This is a genomic window from Cellulosimicrobium cellulans, from assembly GCF_001722485.1.
Classification (GTDB): Bacteria; Actinomycetota; Actinomycetes; order Actinomycetales; family Cellulomonadaceae; genus Cellulosimicrobium; species Cellulosimicrobium cellulans_A.
In genome coordinates, this window is sequence record NZ_LWGL01000086.1 from 1 (window position 1) to 13,994 (window position 13,994).

The window sequence follows — 13,994 nt, forward strand, 5'->3', positions numbered from 1 at the left end:
GCGGGCGCGGGGCCGTGGCGGTACCAGCCCGCGGTGAGGGCGTCGCCCGGGAGGGCCATGCGGCCCTGGTCGTCCACGCCCTCCGGCACGACCGGGATGTCGACGGCGAGGTCGGGGACGACGACGCGCACGGGCGCGGGCGGGGCGGGTGCAGGGACGTCACGAGCGGGACGGACGGGCACGTCGGGCAGCCCTGCTGCACCCGACGCCGCCGCGTCCGTCCCGCCGGGCTCCTCGCCCGGGGCAGGTGGCCGGGCGGGAGCGCCCGCCGCCGGGTCGGGACCCCCGACGGCGGGCGGGTCGGCGGGTGCCGGGGAACACCCGCCGACGACCAGGACGAGCCCCGCGAGCGACGCGACGAGCACCGCTCGGCCCCGTGCCGCGAGGCGCGTCGTCATGCGGACCGGTGCGTCGGGGGGACGGTCTCGGTCGCGTGGTGCTCGCGCCGCGCGCGGACGAGCATGACGCTCGCGGCGACGAGGAGCAGGCCGACGAGGCTCACGCCGAACGCGATGGCGACGACGGTGAAGGTGCTGCCCGTGTCGGCGAGCCCGGACGTGCCGGCGGGGACGCCGGACGGCGCGGAGTGCAGGCCCTCGACGGTCTGCGTCGCGAGGGCGAGGTTGCCGGCGTCGAGGCTGCCCCAGGCGTAGGCGATCGTGTTGACGCCCTCGGCGACGGTGAGGTCGGCCGGGCCGAGCACAGGGTCGGTGGTGCCGGCGGCGGCGATCGTCGCGGACACGGTGCTCGCCGGGAGGTCGAGCACGGACTCGTCGGGGTTCTCCAGGCCGGAGACGACGGCCTGGCCGCCCGCGAGGACGTCGACCGCGGGTGCGCCGGCGACGTGTCGGACGGTGAGCCGGCCCTCGCCCGGGGCGGTCGGCGATGTGTCGTCGGTGAAGAGCGTCGCAGTGGGTTGCCCGGCGGCGTCGAGGTGCGCGACCGCGGTGTAGCTCCCGTCGGCCTCGAGCGGCAGGTCGACCGGGCCGATGACGGGCGCGCTCGTGTCGGTCGCGTCCGGCGCCGTGATGGCGACGCTGTACGTGCCCGGGGGCAGGTCGAGCGGGCCGGCGAGGTCGCCGGGCTGGAAGTCGTCGAGCGTGAGCTCGTCGTCCACCCAGACGTCCACGGGGGTGTCCGGGACGCCGTGCAGGACGGAGAGCGAGGCGTTCCCCGCGGTGGCGGCCGTCGCGGGGGCGGCGAGCGCGCCGAGGGCGACGAGTCCGGCGGCGCCCGCGAGCGCGGCGCTGCGTCGTGCGGTGCGGTGCATGGTGTCCTCCAGGGTCGGGCCCGGCGTGCCGGGCGCGTGAGCTGCTGACACCGGTACTTCGGGCGCGAGGACCCCCGCGGATGCACCGGATTCCGACGCGATGTGTTGACAGCGATGTCACACCCCCGGAGACTGGTCGCGACCATCTACCGCGTGGCCCCGGCCTGCCGTCCGGTCGCGCCCGCACAGTCGCGGACGCCGCCCGCGGTCCCGGCCCGGCCGCTCCCCGACGACGTCGTCGGGGCCCCGGAAGGAACACGCATGAGAAGAACGCTCGCCGCGGCGTCCGCCGCGGTGCTCGCGCTGCTCGTCGGGGGCACGGTCGCCCCGGCCGTGGCCGGCACGACCTCGCCCGACGGCACCGCCCCCGGCACGACGGTGCTCGACGCGGAGCCGCCCGCCGTCGTCCCCGACCTCACGACGGCGGAGGCGGGCAACCCGATCATCGACGGCTGGTACGCCGACCCGGACGTCGAGTTCTACGAGGGGGAGTACTGGATCTTCCCGACGACGTCGGCCCCGTACGGCGAGCAGGTCCAGCTCGACGCGTTCTCGTCGCCGGACATGGTGCACTGGACGAAGCACGAGCGCGTGCTGCACCTCGACGACGTCTCGTGGGGCGAGTACGCGCTGTGGGCGCCCGCGCCCGTGGAGCGCGACGGGAAGTACTACCTGTACTTCGGCGTCAACGACATCCAGAGCGACGCGGCGCTGGGCGGGATCGGCGTGGCGGTCGCGGACCGGCCCGAGGGCCCGTACGTCGACGCGCTCGGCGAGCCGCTCATCGACGCCTTCCACAACGGCGCGCAGCCCATCGACCAGGACGTCTTCGTCGACGACGACGGCCAGGCGTACATGTACTACGGCGGGTGGGGGCACGCGAACGTCGTCGAGCTGAACGACGACATGATCAGCCTCGGCACGCACGACGACGGCTCGACGTTCAAGGAGATCACCCCGGAGGGCTACGTCGAGGGTTCGTTCATGTTCAAGCGGAACGGGACGTACTACCTCATGTGGTCCGAGGGCGGCTGGACCGGCCCGGACTACCGGGTGTCGTACGCGCGCTCGGACTCGCCGCTCGGCCCGTTCGAGAGCGAGGGCACGGTGCTCGCGCAGGACCCCGCTGTCGCGCGCGGGTCGGGCCACAACTCGGTGGTCAACGTCCCGGGGACGGACATCTGGTACATCGTCTACCACCGCCGGCCGCTCAGCGAGACCGACGGCAACTCCCGCCAGGTGGCCTACGAGCGCCTGTACTTCGAGGAGGACGGCTCGATCCGCCCGATCGAGATGAAGGTCCAGGACAACTTCGAGGACGACAACGACCTCGGCTGGACCACGCACGGCGGGACGTGGACGGCGACCGGCGGCGAGTACGTCGTCGGGTCGGTCCGTGAGGGCAAGAGCGTCCAGGACACGAACTTCGCCGACCTCGACTACCGCGTCACCGTCACCCCGACGGCGGTCGCGGCCACGGGCGGGGACGCCGGCGTGATCTTCCGCGCGAGCCAGGTGGCGGCGGGGCAGGACGCCTACCGCGGGTACTACGCGGGCGTCCGCCCGTCGGGCCAGGTCGTGCTCGGCAAGGTCGACGACCGCGGCTGGAGCACGCTCGGCACGGCACCCGCCGACGCCGGGCTGGGCGAGAGCACGCAGCTGCGCGTCGTCGCCGTCGGGCCGAACCTGCGCGTGTACGTCGGCGACGCCACCGCCCCCGCGATCAGCGTCACCGACGGGACGTTCGCGTCCGGCAAGCACGGCCTGCGCGTCTTCGACTCCGCGGCACGCTTCGACGACGTCGCGATCGAGCGCCGCGTGCTCGACGTCGGCGTCGAGGTGGGCGCGGGCGCCGTGCGCGCCGGTGGGGCGGCGGACCTCGACGTGACGGTCACCAACACGGCCGGCGAGGCCCGCACGGTCGACCTCACCGCGACGGCCCCGGACGGCTGGACCGCCGCCCTGCCGGTGACGTCGCTCGACGTCGCCGCCGGCGCGACGGAGACGTTCACGCTCCCGGTGACGGCGGCCTCCGGTGCCGCGGAGGGGGTGCACCCGGTGAGCGTGTCGGCGTCGTGGGACGACTGGACCGCCGCCGGGACGGGCTACGTCGCCGTCATCGAGGACGTCTTCGAGGCGCACCCGAGCACGCCGGAGGAGTCGGTCTGGCTCGCCGCCGACGACCGCTCGCAGATCGGCCCGCACGGCGCGGGCCAGTGGGTCCGGTACACCGACAACGACCGGTCGTACACGTACGAGGTGCCGCTGCCCGCGGGCGTGCGGGCCGGGACGGTCACGCTCGACATCGGCAACCAGTTCCTCGTCGAGGCGTCGTCGGACCAGGAGACGTGGGTCGAGGTGCTGCGCGAGACGCGCGAGGAGCGGGCGCTGGGCAACCGTGCCGAGCGCGAGCTCGACGTCGCGACGCTCCTCGAGCAGACCGGCTCGACCGACGGGTCGCTCTACCTGCGCTTCCGCGACTCGTTCCCCGCCGACGGCTGGGGCTCGTGGCTGCGCACCGCGCGCCTCGAGATCGACGCGACGCCCGCGCCGGTCGTCACGGTGCAGGCCGAGAGCCGCTGCCTCGCGGGCACGGCCTACGTCGCGGTCCGCGCGACCAACGGTGGCGACGCGCCGGTCGACGTCGAGATCGAGACCGCGTACGGCACGACGACCCGCCTCGGCGTCGAGCCCGGCCGCAACGCCTACCAGGCGTTCTCGTCGCGCGCGGCGGGCATCGACGCCGGCACGGTGACGGTGACGGTGACGGCGACGTCGCCGGGCGGCGCGCCGCACGCGCAGCAGGTGGAGGTGCCGGGGCGCACCTGCTGACACCGTCGCCGTCGGGCCGGCGAGAGCTGCGGTCCCGCTCGAGCGCTGCGTCCCCGGACGCAGCGCTCGAGCGCGGACGCAGCACTCGGCCGGGGGCGATGATGAGCGCATGACGCGCGACCCCCGCCGGCCCTCCCTGCTCGCGCTCGCGGGCCTCGTCGCGCTCGGCGGGGCGCTGGGGACGACGGCGCGCGCCGTCCTCGAGCACGCGTGGCCGCCGCCCGCCGGGGGCTGGCCGTGGACGACGTTCGCGATCAACGTCGCCGGGTCCTTCCTGCTCGGCGTCCTGCTCGAGGCGCTGCGGCGTGCCGGGCCCGACGCCGGGTGGCGGCGAGCCGTCCGGCTCGGCTGCGGCACGGGCGTGCTCGGAGGCTTCACGACGTACAGCACGTTCGCCGTCGAGGTCGAGCGCCTGGCGGCGGGCGGCGACCTCGGGCTCGGCGCGGCCTACGCCGTCGGGAGCGTGGTGCTGGGGATCGTTGCCGCGGTCGGCGGGATCGTAGCGGCGTCGGCCGTCACCGGCCGGACGAGGCGGGGGAGCGCCGCGTGAGCGGCCTCGCGTGGGTGCTCGTCGCGGTCGGCGGCGGCCTCGGGGCGGCGTCGCGCTTCGCGCTGGACACCCTCGTGCAGCACCACAACCGGTGGTCGACGCCGCTCGGCACCGTCGTCGTCAACGTCACCGCGTGCTTCCTGCTCGGCCTGCTCACGGGCTGGGGGCTCGGCCACGCGGGACCGACGGCGGTCGTCGCGGGCCTCGGCACGGGGTTCCTCGGCGGCTTCTCGACGTTCAGCACCGCGAGCGTCGAGGCCGCGCGCCTCGTGCTCGCCGGGCGGGGTCTCGCCGCGGTGCTGCACCCGCTGGCGATGCTCGTCGCCGGGCTCGCCGCGGCCGCGCTCGGGGTCGCGCTCGCCTCCTGATCGCGCCGCTCAGACGCGCGCGAGCTCCCGGACGGTGTCGATCGTGTCGGCCTCGGCCGCCGTCTTGTCGTCGCGGTAGTGCAGGACGCGCGCGAACCGCAGCGCGAGGCCGCCGGGGTAGCGGGTCGAGCGCTGCAGCCCGTCGAACGCGATCTCGACGACCTGCTCGGGCCGCACGTGCACGACGTGCCCGGCACGCGACGTCTCGAGCGCGAGGAAGCGCTGCGTCTGCCACGCGAGCATCTCGTCCGTCATGCCCTTGAACGTCTTGCCGAGCATGACGAAGCCGCCGTCGGGGTCGCGCGCGCCGAGGTGGATGTTCGACAGCGTGCCGCTGCGCCGCCCCGAGCCCCACTCGACGGCGAGCACGACGAGGTCGAGCGTGTGCCGCGGCTTGACCTTGACCCAGCCCGCGCCGCGCCGGCCGGCGGCGTAGGGGGTCTCGAGCGACTTCACGACGATGCCCTCCTGCCCCTCCGCGACGGCGCCGTCGAAGAACACGCCCGCCGCCTCGGCGTCGTCGGTGACGAGACGCCGGACCACGTGCGGCGCGGCCACCTCGTCGAGCACGGCGAGCCGCTCGCGCAGCGGCTCGTCGAGCAGGTCGCGCCCGTCCACGTGGAGCACGTCGAAGAAGAACGGCGACAGCTCGAGCGACGCGGCGAGCTCCGCCTCCTCGGCCGCCGTGCGCTCACCGGCGTCACGGGTAGCGGACCGGGCGGCGGTCTCCTGGAAGGGGCGCGGGACGCCGTCGGGCCCGACGGCGAGCGCCTCCCCGTCGAGGACCAGCTGCTGGGCGGGCAGCGCGCGGACGATCGCGACGATCTCGGGGACGCGGGCCGTGATGTCGTCGAGGGAGCGCGTGTACACGCCGACGGTGTCGCCGTCGCGGTGCACCTGGATGCGGATGCCGTCGAGCTTGACGTCGACCGCGACCTCGCCGGCCCCGGTCTTCTCGAGCGCCGTGGCGACGTCGGGCGCGGACTGCGCGAGCATCGGGCGCACCGGCCGGCCGACCTCGAGCGTGAATCCCGCGAGCGCGACGAGCGCGGCGTCCGGGTCGGGGGAGCCGAGCGCGGCGCGCGCCACGGGGCCGGTCGCACCGCAGAGCATGACGGCGCGGCGGACCGCCTCGGCGGGCACGCCCGACGCCTCGGCGACCGCGTCGACGACGACCGAGTCGAGCGCGCCCTGCCGCAGCTCGCCCGTGACGAGCCCGCGCAGGAACGCCTGCTCGCGCTCGGTCGCGGCGCCGAAGAGGGCCGCGGCCTCGGCGGCGCGCGCGGTGTCGGACCCCGGCCCGGACAGCTCCGCCATGCGCGCGAAGGCGGCGTCGACGTCGTCGAGGGTGAGCGTCGGCTCGGCGGCCGGCTCCGGGAGCTCGCGCAGCGAGCGCCACCCGAGTCCGGTGCGGCGCTGGCGCAGCTCGCCCGCGAGGTACGCGACGGCGATCTCGATCTCCTCGAGCGCTGGGCCGACGGCATGGGTGGGCCCGGAGCGGACGGCCTCGTCGGCGGCGCGGCGCAGCAGGCTCGCGATGGCGGAGCGCTTGGCGAGCCGGGAGCGGGTGGCGGCGACGGCGTCGGACGTGGCGGCGACCTCGGCGAGCAGCATGCTCCATCCTCGCGTCGCGGGTGCCGTCCCGCCCGGCGAGGCGCACCCGTGGTCCCTCCTCGGGGTGCGCCTCGAGCGTGCGGCCGCCTCGACCCCGGGATCGTCGTCCCGCACCGCCGAGAGAGGTCCAATCGTCCGGTCCGCGCGGCGAGCGCCGTCGGCCGGGTGATACTGGCGGGACCGAGGGACGGGGGCAGCGACGATGGCTGACGACGCCGGCGTGCTCGCGCGCCTGGCGGCCGCCGTGGCGAGGCATGCCGGCGTGGAGCCGCTCGCCGCCCGCCTGTGCGGTGCCTCGCTCGAGGTGCTCGGGGCGGCCGGCGGGTCCGTCACGCTGCTGCCGGCCGGCGCGGGCCGGCTCACGGTCTGCACGTCGGACGAGACGTCGGCGAGCCTGGAGGACCTGCAGGAGGTGCTCGGCGAGGGGCCGACCCGGCTCGCGCACACCGAGGGTCGCGTGGTCGTCACGGCGATCGGCGACCGGGACGGTGCGGGCCTCGGCGCGGACGGGCACCGCCACGACGCGCACCACCGCGACGAGGGGCGGGCGTCGTTCCCGATGTTCGTCGACCTGGCGGCGGAGGTCGCCGCGCCCGTCACGGTGTACGCGTTGCCCATGCGGCCCGGCGGGAACCCGATCGGCGTGCTGACGTGCTACACGACCGACGGCGGTCTCGCGGTCGGCCTCGAGGACGCGCGGCGGCTCGCCGACGCCGTCGGGGCGTCCCTGCTCGGGGACCGGCAGTTCCTCTCGGCCGCGGCACCCGGCTGGCGCGAGCGGGCGAGGATCCACCAGGCGACCGGCATGGTCATCGCGCAGCTCGGCCTGCCCGCCGAGGACGCGCTCGTGCTCCTGCGCGCCCACGCGTACGCGGGCGGCGCGACACTGGAACAGGTGGCCGAGCGCGTGATCGGCCGGCAGCTGTCCTTCGCCGCGCAGGCTCCCGGACCCACCCGGACGATCGAGGAGGAGGAGTCGTGACCGTGCGGACCCCGACACAGGCTCTGGCGGAGAGCACGTCGGCCCTCCTGCGGCACCACGAGGTGACCGACCTGGTCGCCCAGCTCCTGCGGGACGCCGTGGCCTTCCTGCCCGTCGCGGGCGCGGCGGTGCTCGTGACGGGGCCGCTCGGCGGGCTGGAGCTCCTCAGCGCTCTGTCGCACCGGGAGCAGGAGCTCGAGCTGTACCAGTCGCAGGTCGACGAGGGCCCGTGCGTGGACACCGTCCGCGAGGTCTCCCGCGTCTCGTGCACGGGCGCCGAGGCCATCCGGGGCCGGTGGCCCGCGGTCGGCCCGGCGATCGTCGACGCCGGGTTCCGGTCCGTGCACGCGTTCCCGCTGCTGTGGCACGACAGGGCCCTCGGCGGGCTCAACCTCTTCGGCGAGGAGGAGAGGCCGTTCTCGGCGGAGGAGGACGCGCTCGGGCAGTCCTTCGCCGACATCGCGGCGCTCGCGGTCGTGCAGCCCGGTGCGCTGGGCGACGACGAGGTCGGCCGCCGCGTGGAGCAGGCGCTCGAGGGGCGCGCCGTGGTCGAGCGCGCCAAGGGCGTCCTGGCCCACCAGCTCGGCGTCGACCCGGGCGCGGCGTACGACGTGCTCGTCGAGCGCAGCCGAGGGGCGAGCCTGACGGCGACGGCCGAGGTCGTCGTCGCGAAGGCCGTGCGGAGCGGGTGACGCCGGTCGCGGTGCGAACGGACGGCGGCGAGGGCACCGTGGGGGGACGCAGGGCCGGGCGTCGGCCCGGGGACGAGAGGAGCGCGACGGTGCGCCGCACGGTGTCCGACCACATGACGCCCGCCCCGACCGTGATCGACGAGGACGCCACGCTGCGCTCGGCCGCGCAGACGATGGCGCAGCAGGGCGTCGACGTCCTCCTCGTCGCGGCGCACGGGGAGATCACGGGCATCGTCACGGCCCGCGACATCGTCGTGCGCGGGGTCGCCCACGGGCTCGACGGCGAGGCCCACGTGCGGGAGGTCACGAGCGGGCGCGTCGCGACGGTCGCCCCCGACGACCCCGTGGCGGACGCCGTGCAGGTCATGCGTGCCGCCGGCCTGCGGCGCGTGCCCGTGCTCGACGGGAGCGTCGTCGTCGGGATCGTGTCGATCGGCGACCTCGCCGCCGCGCTCGACGCCGACCCGGGCGTCACCGACGTCCGTGGGGGACCGCCGCACCGCTGAGACCGGGACTACCGGCTGGCGACCGGCGGGCTACCGGCGCGTGCGGCCCTCGGCCGCGGCCCGCACGTCGGCGTCGATCTCGGTGGGGTCGATGCCGCGCTCGCGCAGCAGCGCGTCGAGCTTGGACTCCACGCGCTCGTCGCCCTCGCGCGACTGCGACGATCCCCAGTAGTAGAACAGCGCGAGGCCGGTCGCCTGCCACACGAGCTGGAGGAACTCCGACTGCCAGTTCTCGAACGTCGAGGACAGGAACTGCGGGAAGAACTCCGACCACGTGAACGAGGACCCGTGCTCGCTCGCCTCGTTGCCGACGGTGATGGCCTGGAACACGAACTGGCCGATCCACGACAGCAGGAAGAAGGCCCCGGTGACGAGGGCGAAGGAGTACGCGCGGTGGAAGCGCGGGCGTGACTTCGACTCGTCGGCGGTGCTCTCGCTCATGACGTGCTCCCCTCTCGTGCGGCGTCGGCGAGCGCCGACCCGTCTCCCAGCTGGCTCCGCGTGACGACGGACAGGGTGCCGTCGCTCTCCAGGACGACGGCGGCGACCTGGTCGAGGCCGCCGACCCCGTTGCTGCGCACCGCCTGCCGCACCTCCGACGCGGTGACGCGGTTGCGCCGCAGCGCGTCCTCGAGGAGGCGGCCGTCGCAAAGGAGCACGGACGGGCTCGCGGTCACCACCGACCGCCCGCGGGCGAACCGGGTGGAGGTCCACGAGACGAGCGCCTGCAGCAGCACGAGCGTCGCGAGGGCGGTTGCGCCCTCCACCCACGACACGTCCGCGGTGAGCAGGATGGTCGCGAGCACGGACCCGAGCGCGACCGTCACGACGAGGTCGAACGCGTTGAGCTTCGCCAGGGTGCGCTTGCCGGACACGCGCAGCACGAGGACGAGCCACACGTACGCGGCGGCGCCGACGACGACGACCCTCATGACCTGCGACCACGCGTCGAACCACACGGCGGTGCTCCTTCCTCGGCGTCCCGGGACCCGCCCACCGTGCGGCACCCCGGCACCGCTCGCCATGCGGGGCGCGGGGCGCGGTGCCTACGGTCGCGACGACCGACCGACCAGCACGACCCGACGAGGACGGTGACGACGGATGGCGCAGGACCACGGCGCGACGCACGACGAGGGCGCGGGCGGCCAAGGAGCGGACGGGCACGACGCGGGGGGCCAGGGCGGCGGCGGCCGCCTTCGCGTGTACGGACGGTTCGCGGCGATGATCGCGGCCTCGACGGTCGTCATGTTCGGGCTGACGTACACGAACGCGTTCGCGCTCGACCACGTGCGGTTCAGCGAGGAGCGCGTCTACATGGCGGTCCTCATGGGCTCGGCGATGGCGATCATCATGCTGGGCTTCATGTGGGGGCACATGTATCGCGACGTGCGGGTCAACGTCGCGATCGTCCTCGTCGCGCTGGTGGTCGGCACCGGCGCCCTGGCGCTGTCACGGACGCAGGCCCTCGTCGACGACCGCGCGTACATGAAGGGGATGATCCCGCACCACTCCATCGCGATCCTCACGAGCGAGCGCGCCGACATCGACGACGTGCGCGTCCGGCAGCTCGCGGACGAGATCGTCGAGGCGCAGCGGCGCGAGATCGCGGAGATGGAGTGGCTGATCTCCGACATCGCGGAGAACGGGGAGGTGACGTCGCCGGTCGAGGCGACGCAGCGCCCGGTGCCCGACCTCGGGCCCGGGGACGAGTCCTGAGCGGGCGCTCGGGCGGGCCGCCGGACCCCGCGTTACGGTGACGAGAGGTCGAGACGAGGCCACCACGCCGTCGCGGAGGTACCGATGAAGGCCCTGTTCATCAGCTGCACCCTGAAGAAGTCGCCCGAGCCGTCGAACACCGAGGCGCTGGGGCGGGTGGTCGCGGAGTCGCTGCAGGACCGGGGCGTCGAGGTGGAGCACGTGCGGCTCGTCGACCACGACGTGCCGCCCGGCGTCGTCACCGACCTGGGCGAGGGCGACGGCTGGCCCGCGATCCACGACAAGCTGCTCGAGTCCGAGATCCTCGTCGTGCTCACGCCGACGTGGCTCGCGCGCCCGTCGTCGATCGCGCAGCGGATGCTCGAGCGCATGGACGCGATGCTGTCGGAGACGGCCGACGACGGCACGCCCGTCGCGTACAACCGGGTCGCGGGCGTCGTCGTCACGGGCAACGAGGACGGCGCGCACCATGTCATCTCCGAGGTGTCCGGCGCGCTCGTCGACATCGGCTACACGATCCCCGGCCAGTCGTGGGTGTACTGGAACCAGGGCCCCGGGCCGGGGCCGGACTACGTGCAGACCGGCCACGGCCACGAGTGGGCGCGCAACACCGCGCAGCTCATGGCGCACAACCTGCACGCCGTCGCGACGGCGCTCGCCGAGCGTCCCGTGCCGGCGCCGTCCTGACCTGCGCTTCCGCCCCGCGGCTCGGCGTGCGGGCACCCGGTGCCCGTGCCAGCGTGGGCGGTGCCCGGGTCCAGCAACGAGCCCGTCGAGCACGAGCGTGAGCAGTGGTCCGCACCCGGGCCGCCCGGCACGGTACCCGCCGGGCGTCGTCGGCCACCGCACCGCGTCCCAGGAGGCGATCATGGCTGAGAAGTCCGAGACGAGGACGACGACCGACCACGACGAGATCCGGAAGTGGGTCGAGGAGAACGACGGCACCCCGGCGAGCGTGCGCGGCACCGAGCGCGGTGACGACGACGCCGGCGTCCTGCGCATCGACTTCCCCGGCGGCGCGGGCGAGGACGAGCTCGAGCACCTGTCGTGGGACGAGTGGTTCGAGAAGTTCGACAGCTCGGGCCTCGCGTTCCTCTACCAGGCGCAACGGTCCGGTGGAGGCGGCAGCACCTTCTTCAAGCTCGTGCGCCGGTGAGCGCCGTGACGTCCCCGCGCGCCGTGCGGCGCGCGGTGGTCACGGGCGGTGCCGGGTTCGTCGGGAGCCACGTGTGCGAGGCGCTCGTCGCCGCCGGTGCCGAGGTCGTGTGCGTCGACGACCTGTCCACGGGCGACGAGCGCAACGTCGCCGCCTTGCGCGACGACCCGCGCTTCACGCTCGTGCGCGCCGACGTCTCGGCGGGCCTCGACGTCCCCGAGCCCGACCGGGTCGACCTCGTGCTGCACCTCGCCTCGCCCGCGTCCCCGGTGGACTACCTGCGGATGCCCGTCGAGACGCTGCTCGTCGGCTCGGCCGGCACCCGGAACGCCCTCGAGCTCGCCGAGCGGGCCGGCGCGCGGTTCGTCCTCGCGTCGACGTCCGAGGTGTACGGCGACCCCGAGGTGCACCCGCAGCGCGAGGACTACTGGGGCAACGTCAACCCCGTCGGTCCGCGCAGCGTCTACGACGAGTCCAAGCGGTTCGCCGAGGCCCTCACCACCGCCTACCGGCGCAGCCGCGGCGTCGACACCGGCATCGTGCGCATCTTCAACACCTACGGCCCCCGCATGCGCGGGCACGACGGGCGCATGGTCCCCACGTTCGTGCGGCAGGCGCTCGCGGGCGAGCCGCTGACCGTCGCCGGCGACGGGTCCCAGACCCGGTCCGTCTGCTACGTCGACGACCTCGTCGAGGGCCTCCTCGCGTTCGCCGCGAGCGGGCACACCGGGCCGATGAACCTCGGCAACGCGACCGAGCTGACGGTCGAGCAGATCGCGCGCGACGTGCTCGCCGCCACCGGCTCCGACGCGCCCCTCGTGCGCATCCCGCTGCCCGAGGACGACCCCCGGCGTCGCCGCCCCGACACCACGCTCGCCGAGCGCGAGCTCGGGTGGACCGCGCGCACGTCGTGGACCGACGGGCTCGCGCGCACGGTCGCGTGGTTCCGCTCGCGGCCCCAGGACCGCCCCGACGCGCCCGACGACCGGGAGCGTGCGACCGTCGCGGCGGGGGAGGCGTCATGAGGGTCTCCGTGCACGGCTGCGGCTACCTCGGCGCCGTCCACGCCGCCGCGATGGCGCACCTCGGCCACGACGTCGTGGGCATCGACGTCGACGACGCGAAGGTCGGCGTGCTCAACGCCGGCCGCGCCCCGTTCTACGAGCCGGGCCTGCCGGACCTCCTCGCCGAGGGCACGAGCCGCGGCACCCTGCGCTTCTCGACCGACGCCGCCGACGCGGCGGGCGCCGACGTCCACTTCCTGTGCGTCGGCACGCCGCAGTCGGCGGGCAGCGGCGTGGCCGACCTGCACCACCTCGACGCGGCGCTCGCGGCCCTGCGCCCGCACCTGCGGCCCGGCGACGTCGTCGTGGGCAAGTCGACCGTGCCCGTGGGCACCGCGGCACGGCTCGCGGCCGAGCTGCCCGACGGCGTGCGCCTCGCGTGGAACCCGGAGTTCCTGCGCGAGGGCCACGCGGTCGAGGACACGCTGCACCCCGACCGCCTCGTCTACGGCGTGCCGCGCGACGAGACGGCCGGCGGCGAGCCGGACGCCACCAGCGCGGCGGGGCGGCTCGACGCCGTCTACGCGCGGCTCCTCGCCGACGACGTGCCCCGGGTCGTGACGGACTACGCGACCGCCGAGCTCGCGAAGGTCGCCGCGAACGCGTTCCTCGCGACGAAGATCTCTTTCGCCAACGCGATGGCGGAGGTGTGCGAGGTCGCGGGCGGCGACGCGGTCGCACTCGTCGGCACGATGTCCTACGACACGCGCATCGGCGGCGACTACCTCGGCGTCGGCCTCGGCTTCGGCGGCGGCTGCCTGCCGAAGGACATCCGGGCGTTCTCCGCGCGGGCCGAGGAGCTCGGCGTGGGCCGGGCCGTGGCCTTCCTCGGGGAGGTCGACGCGATCAACGACCGCTGCCGCGACCGCGCCGTCGAGCTCGTGCGCGCGACGTGCGACGGGCTCGCCGGCCGGCGCGTCGCCGTCCTCGGTGCCGCGTTCAAGCCGAACAGCGACGACGTGCGCTGCTCGCCCGCGCTCGACCTCGCGCGCCGGCTCGCGGGGGAGGGGGCGGACGTCGTCGTCACCGACCCGCAGGCCATCGCGCTCGCGCAGGCCGCGGCGCCCGAGCTGCGGTACGCGACGGAGGTCGCCGAGGCGGTGACGGGTGCGGACGTCGTCGTGCTCGCCACGGAGTGGCCGGAGTACCGCGCGCTCGACCCTGCGGCGCTGGCCGGCGTCGCCCGGTCGGCGCGGCTCGTCGACACGCGCAACGCGCTCGACCTCGCCGCGTGGCGCGCGGCC

Annotated in this window: 15 protein-coding genes and 1 pseudogene; 11 read left to right on the forward strand and 5 right to left on the reverse strand. The window is 75.3% G+C overall.

Annotated features, from left to right (window positions below; all coding sequences use genetic code 11):
- Nucleotides 1-398 (reverse strand): annotated as a pseudogene (locus tag JZ5iCDA_RS10670) (class F sortase); the annotation flags it as partial.
- Nucleotides 395-1,270 carry a DUF4397 domain-containing protein gene (locus tag JZ5iCDA_RS10675; protein WP_069387156.1) on the reverse strand — a complete coding sequence of 292 codons (876 nt, stop codon included), beginning with the start codon at nucleotides 1,268-1,270 and terminating at the stop codon, nucleotides 395-397. The gene JZ5iCDA_RS10675 and the pseudogene JZ5iCDA_RS10670, both read right to left, overlap by 4 nt.
- A gap of 261 nt (nucleotides 1,271-1,531) precedes the next feature.
- On the opposite strand from JZ5iCDA_RS10675, the gene JZ5iCDA_RS18880 reads away from it, so the two are divergent.
- The 3 genes from JZ5iCDA_RS18880 to JZ5iCDA_RS10690 all read left to right on the forward strand — a co-directional run bounded on the left by JZ5iCDA_RS18880 (nucleotide 1,532) and on the right by JZ5iCDA_RS10690 (nucleotide 5,020).
- Nucleotides 1,532-4,102 (forward strand): family 43 glycosylhydrolase, encoded by a 2,571-nt coding sequence (locus JZ5iCDA_RS18880; RefSeq protein WP_069387157.1) that lies wholly within the window; start codon nucleotides 1,532-1,534, stop codon nucleotides 4,100-4,102.
- Nucleotides 4,103-4,211: 109 nt separating this feature from the next.
- Nucleotides 4,212-4,652 (forward strand): fluoride efflux transporter FluC, encoded by a 441-nt coding sequence (locus tag JZ5iCDA_RS10685; protein WP_069387158.1) that lies wholly within the window; start codon nucleotides 4,212-4,214, stop codon nucleotides 4,650-4,652.
- Nucleotides 4,649-5,020 (forward strand): fluoride efflux transporter FluC, encoded by a 372-nt coding sequence (locus tag JZ5iCDA_RS10690; RefSeq protein WP_069387159.1) that lies wholly within the window; start codon nucleotides 4,649-4,651, stop codon nucleotides 5,018-5,020. The genes JZ5iCDA_RS10685 and JZ5iCDA_RS10690 overlap by 4 nt, the downstream gene beginning before the upstream one ends.
- A 9-nt stretch (nucleotides 5,021-5,029) precedes the next feature.
- Here JZ5iCDA_RS10690 and JZ5iCDA_RS10695 read toward each other — a convergent pair whose 3' ends face one another.
- The gene (locus tag JZ5iCDA_RS10695) at nucleotides 5,030-6,634 is read right to left on the reverse strand and encodes an ATP-dependent DNA ligase (RefSeq protein WP_069387160.1); all 1,605 of its coding nucleotides are present in this window, start codon (nucleotides 6,632-6,634) and stop codon (nucleotides 5,030-5,032) included.
- Between the two features lie 202 nt (nucleotides 6,635-6,836).
- Between JZ5iCDA_RS10695 and JZ5iCDA_RS10700 the strand changes: the two genes are divergently transcribed.
- From JZ5iCDA_RS10700 to JZ5iCDA_RS10710, 3 genes are all read left to right on the forward strand, one after another.
- Nucleotides 6,837-7,616: an ANTAR domain-containing protein gene (locus tag JZ5iCDA_RS10700; protein WP_083259892.1), complete on the forward strand. Its 780-nt coding sequence runs from the start codon at nucleotides 6,837-6,839 to the stop codon at nucleotides 7,614-7,616.
- 2 nt (nucleotides 7,617-7,618) lie between these two features.
- Nucleotides 7,619-8,308, forward strand: coding sequence for a GAF and ANTAR domain-containing protein (locus JZ5iCDA_RS10705; RefSeq protein WP_171905355.1), 690 nt, complete (start codon nucleotides 7,619-7,621; stop codon nucleotides 8,306-8,308).
- Nucleotides 8,309-8,397: 89 nt separating this feature from the next.
- On the forward strand, nucleotides 8,398-8,814 hold the full coding sequence (locus JZ5iCDA_RS10710) for a CBS domain-containing protein (RefSeq protein WP_139123067.1): 417 nt from the start codon (nucleotides 8,398-8,400) through the stop codon (nucleotides 8,812-8,814).
- A gap of 30 nt (nucleotides 8,815-8,844) precedes the next feature.
- Here JZ5iCDA_RS10710 and JZ5iCDA_RS10715 read toward each other — a convergent pair whose 3' ends face one another.
- Both JZ5iCDA_RS10715 and JZ5iCDA_RS10720 read right to left on the reverse strand, forming a co-directional pair.
- On the reverse strand, nucleotides 8,845-9,255 hold the full coding sequence (locus JZ5iCDA_RS10715; RefSeq protein WP_069387163.1) for a DUF6766 family protein: 411 nt from the start codon (nucleotides 9,253-9,255) through the stop codon (nucleotides 8,845-8,847).
- Nucleotides 9,252-9,773: a DUF421 domain-containing protein gene (locus JZ5iCDA_RS10720; protein WP_069387164.1), complete on the reverse strand. Its 522-nt coding sequence runs from the start codon at nucleotides 9,771-9,773 to the stop codon at nucleotides 9,252-9,254. Before JZ5iCDA_RS10720 ends, JZ5iCDA_RS10715 begins: the two co-directional genes overlap by 4 nt.
- Nucleotides 9,774-9,915: 142 nt before the next feature.
- On the opposite strand from JZ5iCDA_RS10720, the gene JZ5iCDA_RS10725 reads away from it, so the two are divergent.
- From JZ5iCDA_RS10725 to JZ5iCDA_RS10745, 5 genes are all read left to right on the forward strand, one after another.
- A complete protein-coding gene (locus JZ5iCDA_RS10725) occupies nucleotides 9,916-10,530 on the forward strand; it encodes a DUF305 domain-containing protein (protein ID WP_083259893.1) in 615 nt (204 codons plus the stop codon).
- An 84-nt stretch (nucleotides 10,531-10,614) separates the two neighbouring features.
- Nucleotides 10,615-11,217 carry a flavodoxin family protein gene (locus JZ5iCDA_RS10730; protein ID WP_069387165.1) on the forward strand — a complete coding sequence of 201 codons (603 nt, stop codon included), beginning with the start codon at nucleotides 10,615-10,617 and terminating at the stop codon, nucleotides 11,215-11,217.
- Nucleotides 11,218-11,398: 181 nt separating this feature from the next.
- Complete coding sequence (locus JZ5iCDA_RS10735) at nucleotides 11,399-11,686, forward strand: hypothetical protein (protein WP_069387169.1); 288 nt, start codon at nucleotides 11,399-11,401, stop codon at nucleotides 11,684-11,686.
- Nucleotides 11,683-12,711, forward strand: coding sequence for a UDP-glucuronic acid decarboxylase family protein (locus JZ5iCDA_RS10740; protein WP_083259894.1), 1,029 nt, complete (start codon nucleotides 11,683-11,685; stop codon nucleotides 12,709-12,711). Before JZ5iCDA_RS10735 ends, JZ5iCDA_RS10740 begins: the two co-directional genes overlap by 4 nt.
- Nucleotides 12,708-13,994, forward strand: a 1,287-nt coding sequence (locus tag JZ5iCDA_RS10745) for a UDP-glucose dehydrogenase family protein (protein WP_069387166.1), incomplete at its 3' end; no start/stop codon positions are given. The genes JZ5iCDA_RS10740 and JZ5iCDA_RS10745, both read left to right, overlap by 4 nt.